The sequence below is a fragment of the Granulicella paludicola genome, from assembly GCF_025685545.1.
Taxonomy (GTDB): Bacteria; Acidobacteriota; Terriglobia; order Terriglobales; family Acidobacteriaceae; genus Granulicella; species Granulicella paludicola.
The window spans coordinates 1-18,448 of the sequence record NZ_JAGSYC010000023.1; the positions used below are offsets into that span (position 1 = coordinate 1).

Sequence of the window (18,448 nt, forward strand, 5' to 3'; positions counted from 1 at the left end):
GGGGTGTGGGGAGGCGGGAATCGCTACGCTCATCCCGCCTCCCCACACCCCTAATGGCGGTTATCTGAACACAGAGATAGCTGCGCTACACTAACACGCAAGATGGTTCAAAAGCTCGGGCAGGCCAAGGTGATGCTGGGCGAGCATAATCGCTATGTCCAACAAGCCGGTAGCGTACAGGATCAGTTCAACGAATCCACAAGCTATGCCCGCGCTCTTCAAACCCGTCTTGCTGAGTTGCAGCGGATGAAGAAGACCAATGAAGATACGCAGGTCTCCGCAGCAGAATCTGGCTCCGGTGGTACAGCGATCCTTACTCGCTACGACGAGGAAATCAAAGCCGTCCAGCAGTTGATGAAGTGGCAGGGTCAGGAACAGCAGAACATCCAGAAGACTATAGACCTTCAAAAGCAGGAGGCTGCTACACAGACTGCGCGTGATCAGCACGAACAGGGTGTTGCGGATCATTCCGCTTCCGAGGCTGCGAACAAGGCGGCTGAAGCTCGCCTAAAGGCGATGGAAGCGACGGTCAACCAGTGGAAGACAAATGCACCTGTTACCGCAAAGGCCATCAACGATTATTGGGAGTTGCAGAAGTCCACTTTCTCATCAAAGTCTAGTGAGTTCAACTCCATCGTTGCGAAGCAAGCTGACCTCGCAGAGGCAGGCGCTCGTGCTGCTCACGAGCAGATGCAGAAGCTGCGCCAGTCACTCAAGCAAGACTCCACCGGTACTCCTGCGGGTATCGACCGCAACGTTGACTTCCTCGGGAACACGGCTGAATCCGCTCGGTCGCTCAATCGTGCTGGACTCACCAACGCACTCGGCGATGCTGAGGCGCAGGCCACGATTGATAAGACCAGGATCTCTATCGAACTTGCTTCAGGCTCAATTTCTAAGCTGACTGCGGACCAACGCCTTGCAGCTATAGAAGCTGAGCTACACGCCAAACGTCTAGCAGACCTCAATACGCAATTGCACGACTTGCAGCAGAACTCCGGTACATACAACAGCGTGACGGGTATGTTCGGCTCGGATAGAGATCAGCAACAGGCGAACTCACTCCAGAGTCAGATGGTGAAGGAACAGGCATCTGCGACCGTCGACGCTATGAAGTCAGCTGCTGACATCGCCGGTCAATCATGGCAAACCGCCCTAACGAATGCGAATGCTATGTGGGTGCAGAACGCACAGGACACCGCTGCACAAGTCGTGTCCATCTACCACCAAGCGATAGACGGCCTCAATGACAACCTATCAAACCTGATAGTCGGCAAGAGAGCCAACTTTGCCGGGATGTTCCAAGGACTCGGTAAGAGTCTAGGGAACGACGCGTTACAGCAGGGAGAGTCATCTCTGCTTGGCAAGTTTGGTATCTCCGCTGGCAAGCCTGACGGCTCAGCGTCAAAGCCCTTCAACGTGAGAATCGTAGGGAGCATGACGGGTGCAGCTAGTGGCTTGGGCAGTCTGTTTAGCCAGTCGTCAAGCTCCTCTACAACTCAAAGCGCGCTGGGTGGTATCGGTGGTTTCATCGCTCATCTCTTTGGTGGTGGTCGAGCTATTGGCGGAGGCGTGAGCAGTGGCACAACCTATCTAGTAGGTGAAGCTGGCCCGGAACTGTTTAGCCCTGGCACCTCTGGCACCATCATCCCAAACCATGCACTGAGTGGCGGCAATGCCTACTACAACGTTCAGGTTGCAAACGGCGTAACGCCTGAGCAGATGAACATGCACATGCAGACGGTGCTCCAGCAGTACCACGGCACTGTGATGAAGGATTCGGTTGCAGCGAATAAGAATCACGCGCAACGTCGTCCCTCGATGGCACGGTAACTCAATCAACACTTAGCCCCTGTTTCGGCGGGGGCTTCCTCTTTTAAGGCAATCGCAATATGGCAATCACAGGCACCTTCAACGGCGCGCAAATAGTCGCGCTTCCGATTAAGCCCAGCATCAAGCAGATCGAACTCGCGATGAACGACACCGTATCGGCCTCGCGCTCACCCTTCTCCGGTGCAACGCAGTTGCAAGTCTGGCCCGGTGCCGACTGGTGGGAAGCAAATATCACCCTGCCTCAGATGGTGGAGTCGGATGCGATGGTCTGGACAGCTTTCTTATCCGAGTTGCGCGGCATGATGAACTCTTTCTATCTTGGCGACCCTCTTCGCGTGCAGCCCAGCGGCTCAGCACTAGGTTCCCCTGTCGTGAATGGCGTAAACGCTGCGATGGCTACCACGCTGAACACACGTGGCTGGACGGCCAACTCAACTGGATTGCTGCTACCCGGTGACATGTTGCAGATAGGTGTGCGTCTTCATCGGGTGCTGGACGCGGTAAATGCCGACGCCAATGGAGACGCCTCTATCTCTATCTGGCCTTCGATCCGCGAAGCGACTACAGACGGACAGGCAATCATCCTCAACAATCCGCAGGGTCTGTTCCGCCTCGCAGAGAATCGCCGCTCCTCCCTCACCACAGAGACCCGCTTGAGTGGTATCAGCTTCAAGGCTGTCGAGGCACGATAACCATGCCAAGAGCACTCGATAGCAACATGCAAGCGGCTCTGTCCGCTGGCGTCATTCAGCCTGCGATTCTGGCCGATCTCACGTTCTCTACCGGCACTCAGTATGTGTGGACTGGCGTCGGCGACCTTCTCTATAACACCTTCACCTACAAGGGAGTCGGCACACTGGCCTCCCTCGGCACCATCACTGAAGGCACCGCAATTAGAGCCGATGGTACCAGCGTTGGCCTATCAGGTATCGACCCGACCTTGTATGCAGACTGTCTGAGCGAGATTCAGCTCGGCGCGCCTGCTGTGATTCGGTTGGCGCTACTTACGCAAGGCACCATCATCGGCGCTCCCTACGTGCTGTTCAAGGGACTTGTAGACAAACCCACCATTAGTGCTGGCCCCGACGCCATCAGCATCTCTCTCGCGCTGGAAAGCCGCATGACCAATCTTCAGCGAGCGTCCCAACAGCGTTATACGTCCGCCGATCAGCACATCAAGTATCCCGGCGATACCGGTTTCGGCTGGGTCGAAATGCTCAATGACATCGCTTTGCTGTGGGGTTCCTAACCATGCCAATCAAACGAACAGAACATTGGGCTACCCGCGAGCTAGATCAGTATCTCCGCGACCATGCAAAGGACGAGTTTCGGTGGGGTGTACAGGATTGCTGCTTGTTCGCTGCGAACTCAATCGAGGCCATGACCGGCGTAGATATTGCTGACGACTTCCGGGGCAAATACAACACACAGGCTCAGGCATTCGCGCTGATAAAGAGTCTCACCGGCGGTGCCACGGTAGCTGATGCCGCAGCGCACTGCGCTACAAAGCATGGCCTCACGGAATGGTCGTCGCCACTTCTAGCTCAGCGAGGCGACCTCGTTGTGATTCAGGACGGAGATCAGCTCATCGCTGGAATCGTTCATCTGAATGGTCGCCACGTCATCAGCATCGGTGCGGGCGGTCTCAAGAGATTGTCCATCCGCAACGTCACTCGCGCTTGGAAGGTCTAAGCCCTCCCTCTATCAATCTTCACCAAGCCGCCTATCCGGGCGGCTTTTTCTTTTAAGGATCACCCCATGTCAAAAGCCATAGAGGGAGCTGCGCTCCTCGGAGGAGCACTCATCGCTGCAACTGCCGCTGCGATCTATGACCCCGCACTCTTCTTCACTTCACCTCTGTTTGACCACGCTCTTGAGTCGATGGTGCTGATGGGCGTGTCGATGGAAGCTGGTGCTATCGCAGGCGCTCTCACGGCAAACCGTGGCATGAACATCACCACGCGTCAGCCAGCGTCCTTCAGACAGATCGTCTATGGAACTCAGCGTATTGGTGGTGTTGAGGTCTATCGCTCCACAACGGGAAGCCATAAGGATCAGTTCAATTACGTCATCGTTCTGGCGACGCATGAAGTGGCTGGCATCACCGGTCTCTATCTCGATGGACGCAAGGTCAACTTCGTCAACGATACGAACCATGGGACTACCACTAGCTCTGGTGGCGTAACTTTTGGCGGCAATGCCGACTCGAACACCTACACCGGGCCGAATGGCGCACAGTACAACTTCGGCGGGGCTGTCTACTGCGAAGCCTACTACGGTACTCAGACCAGCGCACCGAACACTACTTCGGGTGGCGGCTTCTCTACCGGTTTACAGGCCAATGACCCCACTTGGTCACCAACGTCAGCGGGTACTCCGTACCTCGGTGGCTGCACGTATGTATATCTGAAGATCGAGTACAACACCACCCTGTTTCCGGGTGAACCAGAGATACGTTTCGACGTGCTGGGCAAGCCCGTATACGATCCCCGCACTCAGAGGACTGCCTACTCGTCGAACTGGGCACTCATCGTCAACGATGTTTTGACCGATCCTGTCTTTGGTCTAGGTGACTCCAGCGTCAATCAGGATCAGCTTATCGCTGCTGCCAACGTATGCGACGAACTCGTGACCCTAGCTGCTGGTGGAACAGAAGCCCGCTACGGCTGTCATTACCACTACGACACATCACAGGCACCCGGCGACGTTCTCAACACCATCATGTCTGCCGCAGCCGGAAGACTCTCGCGCATCGGTGGCGAGTGGTATATCTGGCCTGCTTACTATCAAGGCCCGACGGCCTCGTTTGATGAAAGCTCCCTCACCGCTGCTGTTCAGTGGATGCCGACTCGCTCCTTCCACGAACTCATCAACCGGGTGACCGGAACCTACGTTGCACCGAACTATCCATACAACACGGCGGGCAATCTCTACGACGCGAACGGCTGGTATGACGGCACAATCGCCAGCACGTTTAATTTGGCTTTCCAACCTACTAACTTCCCGCAGTATGCTGCCGACGTTCTCCACGGCTATGCTGCTGACGAATATCTGACGCAGGACGGTGGTGTTGAGCTACCGCATGAGATGGGTCTGCAATGCGTTCTGTCTGTGGCGCAGGCACAACGTCTCGCGAAGATCACGCTGCTTCGGAACCGTCAGCAAGGCACCGGAACCTTTCAGATGTCTCTGGCAGCTTTCCAACTTCAGCCTTGCGACACGTTCAACATGACGTTCGCGCAGAATGGTTGGGCTGGCAAGCTGCTGGAGGTCTCATCTGTTCAGTTCAAGGTGGACTCGCAGAGCGGCCAAGCCCCGCAAATCTCTCTCACGGTAGGCGTCAACGAAACGGACGCCTCAGTGTATGAGTGGAGCGCGGCTGAAGAGCTTACGATCTATGACGTTCCAGCTCTATCCACTCAGGCTCCGTACACCCCGGCTCCGCCTACAAACATGGTCGTCACTTCCTCCTCAGCAACTGCCTTAGTGGGAGCGGATGGCATCGTGACTCCCCGCTTGCAGGTGTCCTGGGATACGCCTTTGGACATCCGCGTTACCGGCATCCAGCTTCAATATCAGTTGGTCGGTTCCGGCGCGTGGCTCGATGGTGGCACCGCTGACGTGAGCCTGAATGCTGCCTTTATCGGCCCGGTCGTTGCCGGTCAGCAGTACAACGTCCGCATTCGTTCCGTTCGTGCTGCTGGCACAACGTCCGCTTGGGTCGAGGTAGACGGCAGCACCGCTGGTTTGGTTCTGTCGATTACAACCACTTCGGGTATTGGTATCGGCTCCATCGTTGGTGAAGCCTATACGGATGGCACGGCTGGTATCGAGTGCAACCCGTTCACGGCAATGCTTGGCAATGCGTCAGTATCGTACTTCCCCTCTGGCCCGGTTCCGCTGTATGGGCTGACTCAACAGACGCTCTATTACGTGTATGTGGTCGACCCAAACATCACAGGCGGCAACCTCACACCGATAGCGACGACGAATCAGTCGGACTATCTCGGCAAGCTCGGTTACTTCTTGATTGATTCGACGGTGACACCATACGCGGCGAAGGCTGGTTCAAGCTCAAGTGGTTCGTTGTATTACCCGACGACCTCAAACGACTTTGGGACACGTACCACGCTGACTCCTGACAGTGCGTTCGATGGCGACTTGAACACGTTTGCGAGTGTCTCTGGTTCTTATATCCAGAGACCCACAACCACTCCGACTCAGCCGGACGAGCCAAGCTCCGACGGCATTTCCGCACAGGTCGAGTCTTCTCCGACTGATACACCCACGTATACGACTGGCGACTGCACATGGTCAGGGTGGCCGACTATGACCCTCACCGCAGCATCTACGCTGACGGTTGTTGCTGCGGCCACTGTCTTCAACGGTGGTGAGCTAACGATCACGGCTTTGGTCGGCAACAGCACAACCATCATGGCCGATCTCACAACTACTACCGCACAAGCAACGTACACGCTATCCGTCGCGGCTGGTGTTGACCTCAGCACTCTCACTGTCGAGTGCTCGGCTTCGGCTGATAGCCCGACAGGGACGAGTGCGACCTGCTCTCTGCGGGTCTACGAGATTTACGTGCAGAGCTAGAGCTAACCCAAGCTGAGTTTGACAGGCTGGTGGACTTCGCCTTGAATGCTGATATTGGGGCCTTCTTGGGCTCCACTCGGCTGAAGGATCTTAAAGCTGGCAAGATCGTCGAGGCCGAGGCGCAGTTCGAGGCGTGGGATAAGGTCTCGGGTAAGGTGGTGGCTGGTCGGTTTCGTCGGAGGCTGGCGGAGGAGCGGCTGATTGAAGGTACGGCTGCTGCGTAGAACGCAAGTGAAAAGAAACGATGAGACTCCGGTGATGAGCCGGAGCCTTTCATTGACATTCTTGCCACAGCTTTGCGTTTAACGCGCCGACAAAATGATCAATTAATCCATTGGGAAAGCTCGGCAAACTTCCTACCGAGCACGCGCTGAACATTCGCATGACCAATCGCGATGCCTACACTCGTGAGAGTCATCTTGCCGATAATTGACGCTGTCCAAACTTCAAAAAGATCTTTCAAGTATGGACGCACACTTTCGCATTTTGTTCTTATCTCCGGTCCACTCATCTTGTTCTTGTCGAATAAAGTCTTGATTTGAGCAGCGACTTCATGAGGGATAGATTGAGTTGATAGTTCGGCGGTCAGCGACACTCCATTTAGTGCATTCACTTGGATCTTTGTCGGATCATTTAGGCATTGGATGAAAAACATTTTCTTAGCGATAGCCGAGAGTCCCGAAGGTATATCGCTGTTGTCGAACCCTTTGCAGAACAGGCCTTGGTATGTCACGGCAATTTGATTAGAGAGTGAGTTGTCCATCAAGCCGTTGATGGATGCGCACCCCGTGAACGCGATGTGCTGATAGCAAGCATCACTTCGCACAATCTTAGGAATGAACGGCAGTACATGATCGTCCAGATAAAGGCCGAAATTAGCGTGGTTAGTACTCGCATGGTTCATCGTATTGCGGAAAAGAAAGACTAGCGCGAGGGCGGCAAGTTGGCTTTCGGTAAGCTTCGGAGCAGTGTTAAGAGCTTCATTCAAAACAATCTGAATGATTTCTCGCTTCTCTTGCTTACTTCGATCTACCAACAGTTCTACCAGCAAATCTCCTAACTCTTTATTTCCGCTACGAGCGTACTCTTTTTGGACAGTCAGCAGCGCGTACTGAAAGTCAGGATCCTGAGACTCCCCTATTCCTGCCGGATTGTCCTTCTGAAGCTTTTCTAAAAACTGATCTGTAATCTCTTCTGCGCGAGCAGACGCGATCTCTCCCGCTTTATTCGCGAGTTTGTAGAAGTTCGCATGAAACGTGTCAAGCGCGATGTCACGTACTTCAGAATATGACAGGCCGCTTTCAATTGTTACATTGCCTCCTGATTGGATAGCGAGGCCGCCAGCCGCGACCTTTTGATTTTGATCGCTATTCGCCATCTCGTCCCCTTGTTATATTCCCGACTCTTACATCTCCCCCTGCTTGAACGCCGATTGCAGACTTAGCCACCTTTTGACGTTGCTGCGTGCGTTCAGTTCGACGTTTGACTCCAACGAAAGTGGTGGCAAAGGTAGCGAGCGCGGCGAACGCCGCGAAGACTGAGTCATATCCGGGTCGCTGATGAACCCATGCTAACGAAATAATGAACGCAATTGCGGCGGTGATTCTTACGTAAACAATCATCTTAATGACCTTTAGGATAGGGAGAAGTCAGTCTACATCGGCTGGAGGGTTTTAGGCACTATTCAGCGGTAGCCCTGGAATCGGCTGCGGACATTCCAGCATCTCCGGCCCATTGTTCTTCACATTGCCCACCAGTGGATTGCAAGGGTTCATCTCCATCAGGTCTGACTCGTAAGGTCTGAGTAGGTCGATAGGTGGCTGCTCTGTCACCGTGCGGTCTAGCCACCGCGCCCAATCCCTCTCATGGAGTATCACCGGCATACGGGTGTGAATCTCGCTCATCAACTCATTCGCTTCCGTCGTGATGATGCTAAAGGATTGCAGCCATGTGTCCGGCGTGTGCAGCGTGGAACCGGCTGGCTTCGGTTCCTTCCATGCGTCCCATAGGCCAGCGAAGGCGAACGGCTCACCGCTCTTCAGGCTGATCGCATAAGGCTGCTTCACCGGCTTCTTCGCACCTGTATCGAGGGTCTTCCACTCATAGAAGAGATCAGCCGGAACAATACAGCGGCGAGACTTAAATGGGCCGCGCCATGTTGCACTGCTGGTAATGGTCTCGGCCTTGGCATTGATCGTGCTGAAGCCTTTCCACTCAGCTAGCGACTTAGCGAAGAACGGAACCAATCCCCATCGCAGTTTCACCATCTCCCGCTCGGTAGAGTCTCGCTCCTCACGGATGACCGGCTGGAACGTGGATGGCGCAATGTTGTAGTTCGCTGTGAATGGTTCCTCGAAGATCTTCCCTACGTGGAAGGCCTCAGCGATCTGCTGCTTCTGTCGTCGGGTTGCATATCGTCCACACATGGATCGAGGTCCTCCTTTTGAGACTGAAATGCTATCGCGAACAAAGCGTCGGTGTCATGGCACAGTGTCCTCATCTGTTGGCATGTGCCAAGCAATGTCCTTGTGTCTAAAGAATTCTGGCTTACGTCGAGTCGCTGCGTCGAGCAATCGACTAGCGATCTTTACCGCAAAATCAAGCTCTGCCTCCCAATCTCTGTTCGAAAGATTCTCACTGTACTCAGGCGGACGCTTGGCAGTACGTATCGCAAGGATGATGCTGGCCGAGATCATCAGGGTGGGGCCTAACCTCTCAAGGTCGATCTCTCTGTTGTATCCGCCGACCTTCATGGCTCACCATCCTGCGAACAGCATAGGAGAATATAAGGCGAAAGTCATCAACAACGTTTTCCGCACCTGCAACCCCTTCATTCCACTTCACATGACCTCTCAGAAAGGCCCAGCCACCAATGGACACATCATGCTATTCGCTCCCCCATCACTGATGAGCATCATCAGCACCGCCGTCACAACAGTTCTCTGCCCTCTCATTGTTTGGGCCGTCCAGAAGCTCGTCCATCTCCTCGACCAGTTCACCATTCTTGAGGATCAGTTCATATCCATGCGCCAGGAGGTGAAGGCCCTCCAAGAATCGGACAAAGCCTCTGACCGCAAGTTGATCCTCCTGGAGGAAGCGATCACCGAGATCTCGGCGTTACGTGAACGCACCGATGAGCAGTTCTCGGAGATCAAAGCCGATCTCAAACAGCTGCCGCGCATCCTGACATTGCTAGAACAGTATGGTCAGGCAATCGCCAGCAGTGTTCCCCGCAACGAAGTGGAATCACGGCTCAGAGCCACTGAGGATCGGATACGCATGGTTGAGCAAGACATCAGAACGGGCAAGCAGAAATAGAAAAATAGTTGAGTTGGAATCAACCTCGATATGCCTGCTTTTGTCGAGCCTCTTCTGACTGCGGGTCGATCATCCAATTCATTAGATCTTCGAGAACGAGTACTTCGAAAATAGGTTGAGAAGATCCATCAACGAACGCTTTATGTGTTGATCCAAAGATTTGACGAGTCGATCCCTCATCTCCAACCAACAGAGATTCAAGCGTGAATCGTTCTCGGTATGCTTTACCAGCGGTCCAGCACACAACGAAATTGATGTGTTGCACGAACTTCAACTCTTTACCGAAGTCCGCCACTAGTCCATCAAGGGAGAATTTATATTCGAGAGTCTTTGGTTCAGTTTGGCCTTCTGGGAAATCACGGCTGATACCAAGACGCTGGGACTGACTTTCCCAGTAGATTGAGTCTTCTTTCCTGTAGTCCATCATGAAAAGTGAGTCATATCTATCGATTGGAGATGTTGCGAAGAACCTAAAGCCTCTTAGCGTTTGCGCTCCTACCAATTCATGAAACAAGGCAATCACATCTTGCTCTTGCTGCGGCGTCGATAAGAGGCTGATAGCGGTATCGGTAGACCTTCTAACAAGAGGGTGCTCATCGCGAAATCTTTCTTGCTCTCTCTTCCAATCGTAAAGAGCTTTATCGGGCGTTATTGATTGTGCTCCAGAATCTGCCCGAAGATGCGATATAAATCTTCGAAAGATTGTCACTACACGTTTGGCAAGTTCTTCAGCGAGATCAGTAAGCTCTGGTTGGAATACCTTTCTTCCCATATCTGGACTTCCGTCCTGAAAATGGACAATGATGTGAGAGTTGTTTTGATATCCAATCGCGCTTGTCAACGGGATCACACTCACTTCACCTTGAGCCATGTTGTCCGAAGCTAATTGCATTCCCCCGTGCATGATTCTAAGTGCTTTTCTCAACCCGAGTACTTCGTCGTTAAGCCGATTCCACGTCTTCGCAGTGCTCAGGAATGCACCGTAAATCGCCACGTTATGCTTCTCGATGAGTTCGCGACCTTTCTCGTCTATAGCTGAGCCGAAATCGGAGTCGTCTGCAAGGAGTGCATCTTTGTCCCAAATTTCCCAGATACAATCAAGTCGTTTAAATTCTTGCGGAAGACTCTTGAATTTGGTGCTGGCGTCTCCTTTAACAAGATTCTGTGATCGGATGATGTCTTCCAACTGTTGGACTTTCATGTCCGGAATTTCGTGAGGATAGTAGTACTCGGCTCTGTTCGTTTGAACCACCGTGGGTTCGGCTTTCGACGCTATCACTTTGATCTCAATTTGAGGAGCAAAAGCGATACCGGAAAGGTACACCCCGCCAAGTGGAGTCTTGATTCTGAGCACATCAAGCCACTGCTTAGCTGAATAAGCACCGATCCAGGTGAAATCTCTGGGGCGCTCACCAGGGGCCTTGCCGCAAATGATTTCGAGACAAGTTCCTGACGGCTCGTTGACGAGTTCTGGTACGGCAAAGCCTTGAGACTCAAATGTGGGGCGTGGTATTACGCCTCTCTCGTCCTCTGCCCATTGTCGTCCCTGACGCAAAATTGCAGCCAACTCAGAGCCGTTCTTCTTGCTTTGAAGAGAAATGAATGAGAATCCATAAGCCAAGAAGGTTGCTCCGACGCCCTTCTCGCCGCGAACATTGGCTTGTTTCTTAAAGCTCACGTTCGGTCGAAAGCAGTACTTAAACTGATCCAAATCCATTCCCACACCATTGTCGACGATGCGGAAACTAGAGCCTGGTATGTCAATGGTGATCCAAATCTTCGGGGAGTAGCGTTCGCCTCTCTCCCTAGAAGCGATCTCCACGGCATCGAGAGAATTCTGAATGGCTTCAGAAAATAGATCGTAGAAGCCCGTATAGCTTCTTAGAATGTTGTGGACTACTCGCTTCGTTGCGTCCTCGAAGATCGCAGAGCCGCCACTGATCGTTTCATCCCCATGAGATAGTAGTGGATCAAAACCCTTCAAATCTTCCGTTGCCATTCTTACCCTCTATGTACTCGTTGTCATTACAACACAGCATAGTTGAGCCACTATGCACATTCACACAATCTCAGCGTTGCTGAGCGTGTGTGTCGGGTCTGGGAAGCTGCTTTACCATTTCGACAATGCTGAGACGAGGTTGTAAAAATACCAGCCTTCGTCCATCATTCCTAGCTTGCTCGGAATGAACACCTTCCCAGGGCCGTGGTTTCCATGTATTCCGAAGCCGTCAACAAACGACTCAAAGCGCAAGATGGAAGGGTAGGGGAGACGAAAATTTCTGTGCTGGCCGCTGTAAATGATGGACTTCGTTGTGATCACCATCAAGCCATCATCAATCGGCACAAGGCCTGTCTGGGACGTTCGCGGCTGTGACATTCCTACACGATAGTAGAGGCCTCCGCCAATGGGGAGACCTACCGACTGGAAGCTTCGTCCAGTAGGTATAGATCGATATTCAGCCAAGGTGGCGTAGCGGCGAAGGATAGGAAACTCATCATGCTGGAAATTGAAGTCATCAAAACCGCCGGGTTGCGCGTATGGAACCTGACCGTGAAGTACCTGATAAAGAGTGTTCGCATGTAGTGCCGAAAGGAAACCGGGGAAGTTTGCTCGTTCCTTAATGTCCCGCTCTGACCACTTTGAATCTGCTGCGCTGTAGTAGCTTCCTAGCCGTTCAAGTTCGTCATCACTGATGGGTTTCGATAAGACAGCTTCCAGAATCGCTGCATCCGATGAACGAAGCATCAACTTGCGAACCTCCTCTTCGAGGAGACGACCTTCGAACTGAAGCCTCGCTATAACGGGCGCTATCTTCGCCGGTTGCTTCCCTGTGGCTACTGCCATTTTCACAGCGTCTGCAATTTGCCTACGCGCAGCTTCAGCCTCTGCGGCGCACGCCGTGTGTTCACTCTTAAACAGTCCTGCTTTCTCGCGACAGTAGGTACAATTTGCCATCTCTACGCTCCTACGCTAGTTGCAGAGATCATACCGACTCAAGCTGCCTTATGGTTCAACACAGCCATAGCGTCCAAGACCTGAGACGGCGCAAAGTGAGCGTACCGCATCGTAGAGGCGATGCTGCTGTGGCCCGCTGCCTCTTGTACGACCTTCAGATGAACCCCAGCTTGGACCAGCCGCGAGCAGAATGTATGCCGATTGTCATGCCAGCGGTAGTTCTCGATCTTCGCCTGTCTTAGAGCCTCAGCCCACCACTTCTTATTCTCACCCTTGGCAAAGACTGAATCCTTTGGTGCTGTACTAGGCTGTTCTCTGGATCGCCCCCGACGTTCAAGGCTCAATAGCAATAGTTCATTTAGCGCCTTTGCTACATCGTCAATGATGTATGCGTTCCTGGGCTTCCCATTCTTCGTCACCCGCAGTCGCATCACACGCCGATTGAAGTCGATATCGGGCCAGACTAGGTTGTATTGCTCACTCTTACGAATACCTGACTTGACGGAAACTTCGAACTCCAGAAGACGCTGGATCGCCTCTTTACGAAGCTGGGGATGTTGTTCTGGATCATACTGCTCTATCCAGCCATTCAGGACCGCCCGAAGGCGCTCTTCTTCATCAGCTGACAGGAATCGTTCAACGCCATTCCCTACATGCTTCAGCGGTACGTCAACCGCCGGATTCACATCAACCTGGTCCTTACGTCTGCCATGCCTATAAATCTTGGAGAATGTGCCGCGCAGTTTATTTATCGTGGCGTTTGCGAGTTCCCTGTCCTCCTGAACCGCATCGAGCCAGTCCTCAATTTCGCTAGACTTGATGCTTGCGGCTGGCCGATCCCCAAACTCATCCTTGATTTCCCGAATGCGTCGGGGAGGGTTCTTCTGATCGCGGTACTCCTCAGGATGGGCCTTCACATAGGCAAGGAAGTCATCACAGAGTTTGCCTAACGTAATCCCGGTGGCGTGGCGGTTCAGCTCTGTGAAGGTCAGAACATGTTTCTTGGCGCTGCGAGGGAGAACGCCCTCGCCAGATCGCCTGATAGTTCGAGCTTTCTCCGCATAGGAGACAGCAGCAGCATGATCCTCGCCGAAGGATTTGCGGACCCATTTCCCATCTACGCGGTAGCGGGCATACCAGTTGCCGCTTCCCTCAGGCCTCTCATAGACCCCTTTCACTTTCAGGTGCTTCCGACCTCTCGCCATTGTTCTCCGACGCCTCCATGCTCCTTAATTGTGGCATGAAACTGTGTCACAATTGAGTCACTTTTTGCAGGTAGTTCCGGCGACGCTGTGCGACACGAGGCGACAGAAGAATTGTCATATACCATTGATTAATATAGGGTTATTTGCATTGATTGCCGACGGGTGCAACAGAGTGCTGTCACCAATTTTCGTCCTTTTAAGGCGCTGGTCCTGGGTTCGAACCCCAGCCCGCTCACCACTTTCCCATTTCCAATTAAACCCGCAAAGCGGATCAGGACGTCGGCTTGTCCGGCACGTCCATTCGCGTGCAGAACTCGTCCAGAAATCGCTGGCTGTACGCGTCTAGCAGCGCCTGGACTTTCTCTGCCGACGATGACTTTACGATCAGACCAGCGTGATGGTGTTTGTGCATCCGCAACACCACCTCCAGCGCATCGTAGCTCGAAATATCCGGCGTTTCCTGCTTAGCAAGACAAATCACGCTGCCCGCGTAGTCGGCGCTCAGGAGTGGCAGCTGATAGACCTCGCCGCGCAGCTCAGCGACCTCGATCTTCGCCCACTCTGCCCAGGGATTGACGCCTGCCGCAAACTCCACGACCTCGGCAATGTAGGCCCCGCCCACGCGGGCAGCTGTCTCCAGGAAGTAAAACCTGCCGTCGGTATGAGCTCGGATGAACTCGGTATGCGTAATACCTGTGACAGCGCCAAGAGCAGCAATCGTCTGAGCATGAATCGCAAACAAAGCCTTCGCCTCTTCGCCTTCACGGTCGAGCGTACGCGTGGTGAACACACCGCCTTCGTGCATCGTCTGCATCGGAGGTCGCCCGTACTTATGAGCAGCGGCAAACTTCAGCTCGCCATGCCACCAGATGGCGTCTACGTGGAAGACCTCACCTGGCACAAAGCTTTCCAGCAGGTGATGGCTTGCCTCATCACCAAGCTGCTCCAGCACCGGCCAGATCTCCGCTTGGCTGGCGATCTTCTTGATGCCGATGGCCGAAGCGCTCGAGCGTGGCTTCAATAACCATGGGCCGCGCACTTTCTCCATGAACGCCCACAACGCATGATGATTGGCCACGGACGAAAACGCCGGCACTGCGATGCCTCCGCGCAGGGCGCCCTCGCGCATCGCCAGCTTGTCGCGAAAGAACCTCGTCGCCGTCTGTCCCATGCCCGGCAGCCGCAGATGCTCGCGTACCAGCGCGGCCAGCTCCAGGTCGAACTCATCGAGCGCCACCACGCGCCCATAGTTGTTATGCCGAAACAGCCGCGTGACAAAGGCAAGTGCCTCATCCAGATGCTCGAAATTGTCTGGCATGAAGTGGACCTGGCTCAGCGAATCCCACGGCCAGTCCGCGTGGCGCAGTTTCTCCACTGTCAACAGTGTCACAGGTACACCTGTCTGCGCTGCGGCGCGAAGAAACGCCTGTCCTTTTTCGTAGGTACTAATGCAAAGAATTCCCGGCTGCTTCTGCTCTTCCACCATCGCAACGCCTCCGAAGTTGTTTACGTATTCTCCGTCATCTTTTTCACGATACTGGTCGTCGAAAAGCCCTGTACAGTTGGGACAATCGCGACACGACCACCCGCGGCAATCACAAGCTCATGGCCGACCACCGTCTCCACGCTGTAGTCGCCGCCCTTTACGAGGACGTCCGGCTTCAGCGCTGCGATCAGCTCCAGCGGAGTATCTTCGTCGAACAATACCACGGCATCGACCGCGGCTAAAGCGGACATCACGCGTGCCCTTTCGCGTTCACCAACAACTGGTCGCGTCGGCCCTTTTAGCCTCTGCACCGAAGCATCCGTATTCAGCCCAAGGACCAGCTTCGATCCAAAGCCGCGACATTCTTCAAGTAACGTCACATGACCGACATGCAGGAGGTCGAAGCAACCGTTGGTGAAGACGATGGTCTCGCCCGCTGCGCGCCACTCAGCCACGCGACGCGACGCCTGATCGATCGTCAACACCTTTTCACCGCTGCGAATGCCGCTCGAAGGCGTCAGCGCAGCCACCAGTTCATGACTGGCAATCGGAACGGTGCCGACCTTGCCGACGACGATGCCTGCGGCAAGGTTGGCAAGCTCGACTGCCGACTCCATCGGCAGACCGCCAGCCATCGCTGCTGCCAGAGTTGCGATCACCGTATCGCCCGCGCCGGAGACATCGAAGACCTCGCGCGCGCGGGCTGGCGATTGATGCACACCAGATTCCGACAGCACGCGAATGCCCTTCTCGCTCATCGTCACGGTGAGGTACTCAATGCCATGATTGAGTCGCTGGATTTCACCAGCCACCATGAGGGCATCGAGGCGGTGCGCGTCCACGTCGGTCGCCAGCGCAAGTTCGCCGAGGTTGGGGCAGACCATCGTCGCACCTGCGTACTTGCCGAGATCTGGCGTCTTCGGGTCAGCAAAAACCGGGACTTTCAGCTCGCGAGCTTTTTCGATGATGCCCGCGCACAGCTCACGCGTCAGAACGCCCTTGGCGTAATCAGACAAGATGACGGCGTCAACCTTTTCGAGCAGCGGATTCAGTCGCTCCCACAAGCGTCGACGATCCTGCACGGCGGGCTGCTCGCGGCTTTCGATATCCAGCCGCAACAGCTGCTGTCTGCGGCCTACGATGCGGGTCTTCGAGATCGTCGGCAGTGAGGTTGTTACGACGCCGACAGTGTCGACCTTGGCTTCTTCGAGGATGGCTGCGAGTTCATGTTGTTCACCGTCGTCGCCCCAGAAGCCGGCCAGCATCGCCTGGCAGCCGAGACCTGCGAGGTTCATGGCGACGTTTGCGGCTCCGCCTGCGCGCTCGTAGCGCTGTGCGTGGCGCAGGACAGGAACTGGCGCTTCAGGCGAGATACGATCGACTTCACCGAGAATGTAGCGGTCGAGCATGAGGTCGCCGACGACCAGCACCTTCAGGTGGCTGAAGCCAGATTCCAGCAACCCGAGCACTGCATGAACGTCCTTCAGCATTCGATCCGTCTCCGTTCACCATCATCGCATCTGCGAGGATTCCTAGTGCTTTGGCGCGACCATCTCCAGAGCGACGCGCACCTGATCCATTACCTCGTCCACCGTGATCGAGAGCAGGCAACGCTTGCCTTCGTCGACGCAGGTCTCCAGACCGCAGCCTGCGCACTCGACCTTGTGATAGATCACGCGATGCTGCGCGCCCATTGGAAACCATTGGCCCGGGATGTTTCTAGCTGCGAACAGAGCGACGCAGGGCGTGCCAACGGCGGCGGCGAGATGCATTGGGCCGCTGTCGTGGCCGACGAAGATCTGCGCCAACTGCAGAGCAGCTGCGCTCTGGCGCGGGCTGAGGCGGCCGCAGAGGTTGACGACTGGACCGCCGCCGTTCAATCGCCACGCTGTGGCGGCGAACTCGCTTGCGGCAGACTCTTCGGGAGCGCCAACTAGCAGCAGCGTGCGGCGCGGGTATTCGTCTGCGATGCGTCCGACCAGCGTGCGCCAGTTCTCTACGCCCCAATCCTTTGCCTGGACTTTGGTGCCAACGCAGACGGCGAGGGGACGCTTTTCGAGAGCCTCTGCGCCGATCTGGCGGCGCGCTTCGGCGTTTTCCTTGTCGTCGAGGTGAAGGTCCCAGCTGGAGATATTGTCGACGCGGGCGTCGCCGAGCTCGCGGATGCAGCGGGCGAGGCGCTCGGCTTCGGGTTCCCAGTTGTCGACGCATTCGGCGTCGGTGTCGGCGCCGTAGAAGTTGCGCTGCGTGGCTTCGGTTGAGGGAAGTCCGATGATCTGCTTTACGCCGCACCAATCGAAGAACTTTGCGTCGCGCTCGACTGTTTCGAGGCCGCGCGCGGGGCCGAGGTAGATCACGACCTCCGGTTTCCAGCGGCGGATCGACCAGACCAGCTTCGCGAGCTCGAACCAGCTGCGCGTGCCTGCGGGATAGCCGAAGTAGCCGCCGATGAGGCCGATTCCACCGAGGACGGCTTCGGCTGCGGGAGCCTTCGAATGGACGGGAAGGTTGGTCAGCAGGCGACGATCGGCGTCAGGAAATGCGCGCGCGATGAGGTGCAGGCTGGGGAGCGCAACGACCATATCGCCGAGGCTTCCGAGGCGATAGATGAGTACGCGGCGCGGCTTCGTACCGATCTCCAAACAGGTATCCCCCCTCCCCCCCCCTACTTAGTGGCCCAAAGTCTTGATTCGGGGCAGGATAGGTCTGGAGAGTTGTGCGCGTAAGAAAGCCGCCAGGTCGTGGAGGCCGGCGGCTGCTCTGTTGCTCTATTTCTATTATAGCGAGCGGGAGAGGGTGAACATGCAATTACTTTTGGGCGCGAAAAGCCGCATGGTTGCTGGGGATTTCGAGTTTTCCGAGTTTTGCGGGGGTTGACAGCGTTTGGAGGTAGCGGCGGGTCGAGATGCAGATTCCTCCGCTTCGCTACGGAATGACAACAAAAAAGCTGCGCTACCGAAGGACAACAAAGCTTCGCTACGGAAGGACGACAAAGCTGCTACCGAAGGACAACAAAGAGGGGGGCGAGGGATGGGTTCGTCGCCCACG

General features: G+C 55.0%; 15 protein-coding genes. 7 read left to right on the plus strand and 8 right to left on the minus strand.

What is annotated here, in order from left to right; genetic code table 11:
- The first annotated feature begins 102 nt into the window (after positions 1-102).
- The 6 genes from OHL14_RS07370 to OHL14_RS07395 all read left to right on the plus strand — a co-directional run bounded on the left by OHL14_RS07370 (position 103) and on the right by OHL14_RS07395 (position 6,659).
- Positions 103-1,833 (plus strand): phage tail tape measure C-terminal domain-containing protein, encoded by a 1,731-nt coding sequence (locus tag OHL14_RS07370; protein ID WP_263378695.1) that lies wholly within the window; start codon positions 103-105, stop codon positions 1,831-1,833.
- Between the two features lie 59 nt (positions 1,834-1,892).
- The gene (locus OHL14_RS07375) at positions 1,893-2,525 is read left to right on the plus strand and encodes a hypothetical protein (RefSeq protein ID WP_263378696.1); all 633 of its coding nucleotides are present in this window, start codon (positions 1,893-1,895) and stop codon (positions 2,523-2,525) included.
- 2 nt (positions 2,526-2,527) lie between these two features.
- Positions 2,528-3,082 (plus strand): hypothetical protein, encoded by a 555-nt coding sequence (locus OHL14_RS07380; protein ID WP_263378697.1) that lies wholly within the window; start codon positions 2,528-2,530, stop codon positions 3,080-3,082.
- Positions 3,083-3,084: 2 nt separating this feature from the next.
- The gene (locus tag OHL14_RS07385; protein ID WP_263378698.1) at positions 3,085-3,525 is read left to right on the plus strand and encodes a DUF6950 family protein; all 441 of its coding nucleotides are present in this window, start codon (positions 3,085-3,087) and stop codon (positions 3,523-3,525) included.
- Positions 3,526-3,591: 66 nt separating this feature from the next.
- On the plus strand, positions 3,592-6,435 hold the full coding sequence (locus OHL14_RS07390) for a phage tail protein (RefSeq protein ID WP_263378699.1): 2,844 nt from the start codon (positions 3,592-3,594) through the stop codon (positions 6,433-6,435).
- A 41-nt stretch (positions 6,436-6,476) separates the two neighbouring features.
- A complete protein-coding gene (locus OHL14_RS07395; RefSeq protein ID WP_263378700.1) occupies positions 6,477-6,659 on the plus strand; it encodes a glycoside hydrolase family protein in 183 nt (60 codons plus the stop codon).
- 98 nt (positions 6,660-6,757) lie between these two features.
- On the opposite strand, the gene OHL14_RS07400 is transcribed toward OHL14_RS07395, so the two are convergent.
- Together OHL14_RS07400 and OHL14_RS07405 are read right to left on the minus strand one after the other, a co-directional pair.
- The gene (locus OHL14_RS07400) at positions 6,758-7,813 is read right to left on the minus strand and encodes an LPO_1073/Vpar_1526 family protein (protein ID WP_263378701.1); all 1,056 of its coding nucleotides are present in this window, start codon (positions 7,811-7,813) and stop codon (positions 6,758-6,760) included.
- A 295-nt stretch (positions 7,814-8,108) separates the two neighbouring features.
- Positions 8,109-8,861, minus strand: a complete 753-nt coding sequence (locus tag OHL14_RS07405; protein WP_263378702.1) for an SOS response-associated peptidase — start codon at positions 8,859-8,861, stop codon at positions 8,109-8,111.
- 229 nt (positions 8,862-9,090) lie between these two features.
- Between OHL14_RS07405 and OHL14_RS07410 the strand changes: the two genes are divergently transcribed.
- On the plus strand, positions 9,091-9,753 hold the full coding sequence (locus OHL14_RS07410) for an ELKS/Rab6-interacting/CAST family protein (protein WP_263378703.1): 663 nt from the start codon (positions 9,091-9,093) through the stop codon (positions 9,751-9,753).
- A 19-nt stretch (positions 9,754-9,772) separates the two neighbouring features.
- On the opposite strand, the gene OHL14_RS07415 is transcribed toward OHL14_RS07410, so the two are convergent.
- The 6 genes from OHL14_RS07415 to OHL14_RS07440 form a co-directional block, all read right to left on the minus strand.
- Positions 9,773-11,752 carry an ATP-binding protein gene (locus OHL14_RS07415; RefSeq protein ID WP_263378704.1) on the minus strand — a complete coding sequence of 660 codons (1,980 nt, stop codon included), beginning with the start codon at positions 11,750-11,752 and terminating at the stop codon, positions 9,773-9,775.
- A 111-nt stretch (positions 11,753-11,863) separates the two neighbouring features.
- Positions 11,864-12,598: a hypothetical protein gene (locus OHL14_RS07420; protein WP_263378705.1), complete on the minus strand. Its 735-nt coding sequence runs from the start codon at positions 12,596-12,598 to the stop codon at positions 11,864-11,866.
- Between the two features lie 149 nt (positions 12,599-12,747).
- Positions 12,748-13,914 (minus strand): tyrosine-type recombinase/integrase, encoded by a 1,167-nt coding sequence (locus OHL14_RS07425; protein ID WP_263378706.1) that lies wholly within the window; start codon positions 13,912-13,914, stop codon positions 12,748-12,750.
- A gap of 271 nt (positions 13,915-14,185) precedes the next feature.
- Entirely contained in the window at positions 14,186-15,400 is a 1,215-nt protein-coding gene (locus OHL14_RS07430) for an ATP-grasp domain-containing protein (protein WP_263378707.1), read from the minus strand.
- 20 nt (positions 15,401-15,420) lie between these two features.
- Positions 15,421-16,890, minus strand: a complete 1,470-nt coding sequence (gene rfaE1 / locus OHL14_RS07435) for a D-glycero-beta-D-manno-heptose-7-phosphate kinase (protein ID WP_263378708.1) — start codon at positions 16,888-16,890, stop codon at positions 15,421-15,423.
- Positions 16,891-16,932: 42 nt separating this feature from the next.
- Complete coding sequence (locus OHL14_RS07440; RefSeq protein ID WP_263378709.1) at positions 16,933-18,042, minus strand: glycosyltransferase family 9 protein; 1,110 nt, start codon at positions 18,040-18,042, stop codon at positions 16,933-16,935.
- Positions 18,043-18,448: the final 406 nt, after the last annotated feature.

Excerpts from the sequence above, each read along its gene's own strand:
- OHL14_RS07370 (WP_263378695.1), top strand. The coding sequence starts at position 103 with ATGGTTCAAAAGCTCGGGCAGGCCAAGGTGATGCTGGGCGAGCATAAT.
- OHL14_RS07375 (WP_263378696.1), top strand. The coding sequence starts at position 1,893 with ATGGCAATCACAGGCACCTTCAACGGCGCGCAAATAGTCGCGCTTCCG.
- OHL14_RS07380 (WP_263378697.1), top strand. The coding sequence starts at position 2,528 with ATGCCAAGAGCACTCGATAGCAACATGCAAGCGGCTCTGTCCGCTGGC.
- OHL14_RS07385 (WP_263378698.1), top strand. The coding sequence starts at position 3,085 with ATGCCAATCAAACGAACAGAACATTGGGCTACCCGCGAGCTAGATCAG.
- OHL14_RS07390 (WP_263378699.1), top strand. The coding sequence starts at position 3,592 with ATGTCAAAAGCCATAGAGGGAGCTGCGCTCCTCGGAGGAGCACTCATC.
- OHL14_RS07400 (WP_263378701.1), bottom strand. The coding sequence starts at position 7,813 with ATGGCGAATAGCGATCAAAATCAAAAGGTCGCGGCTGGCGGCCTCGCT.
- OHL14_RS07405 (WP_263378702.1), bottom strand. The coding sequence starts at position 8,861 with ATGTGTGGACGATATGCAACCCGACGACAGAAGCAGCAGATCGCTGAG.
- OHL14_RS07415 (WP_263378704.1), bottom strand. The coding sequence starts at position 11,752 with ATGGCAACGGAAGATTTGAAGGGTTTTGATCCACTACTATCTCATGGG.
- OHL14_RS07420 (WP_263378705.1), bottom strand. The coding sequence starts at position 12,598 with ATGGCAGTAGCCACAGGGAAGCAACCGGCGAAGATAGCGCCCGTTATA.
- OHL14_RS07425 (WP_263378706.1), bottom strand. The coding sequence starts at position 13,914 with ATGGCGAGAGGTCGGAAGCACCTGAAAGTGAAAGGGGTCTATGAGAGG.
- OHL14_RS07430 (WP_263378707.1), bottom strand. The coding sequence starts at position 15,400 with ATGGTGGAAGAGCAGAAGCAGCCGGGAATTCTTTGCATTAGTACCTAC.
- rfaE1 (WP_263378708.1), bottom strand. The coding sequence starts at position 16,890 with ATGCTGAAGGACGTTCATGCAGTGCTCGGGTTGCTGGAATCTGGCTTC.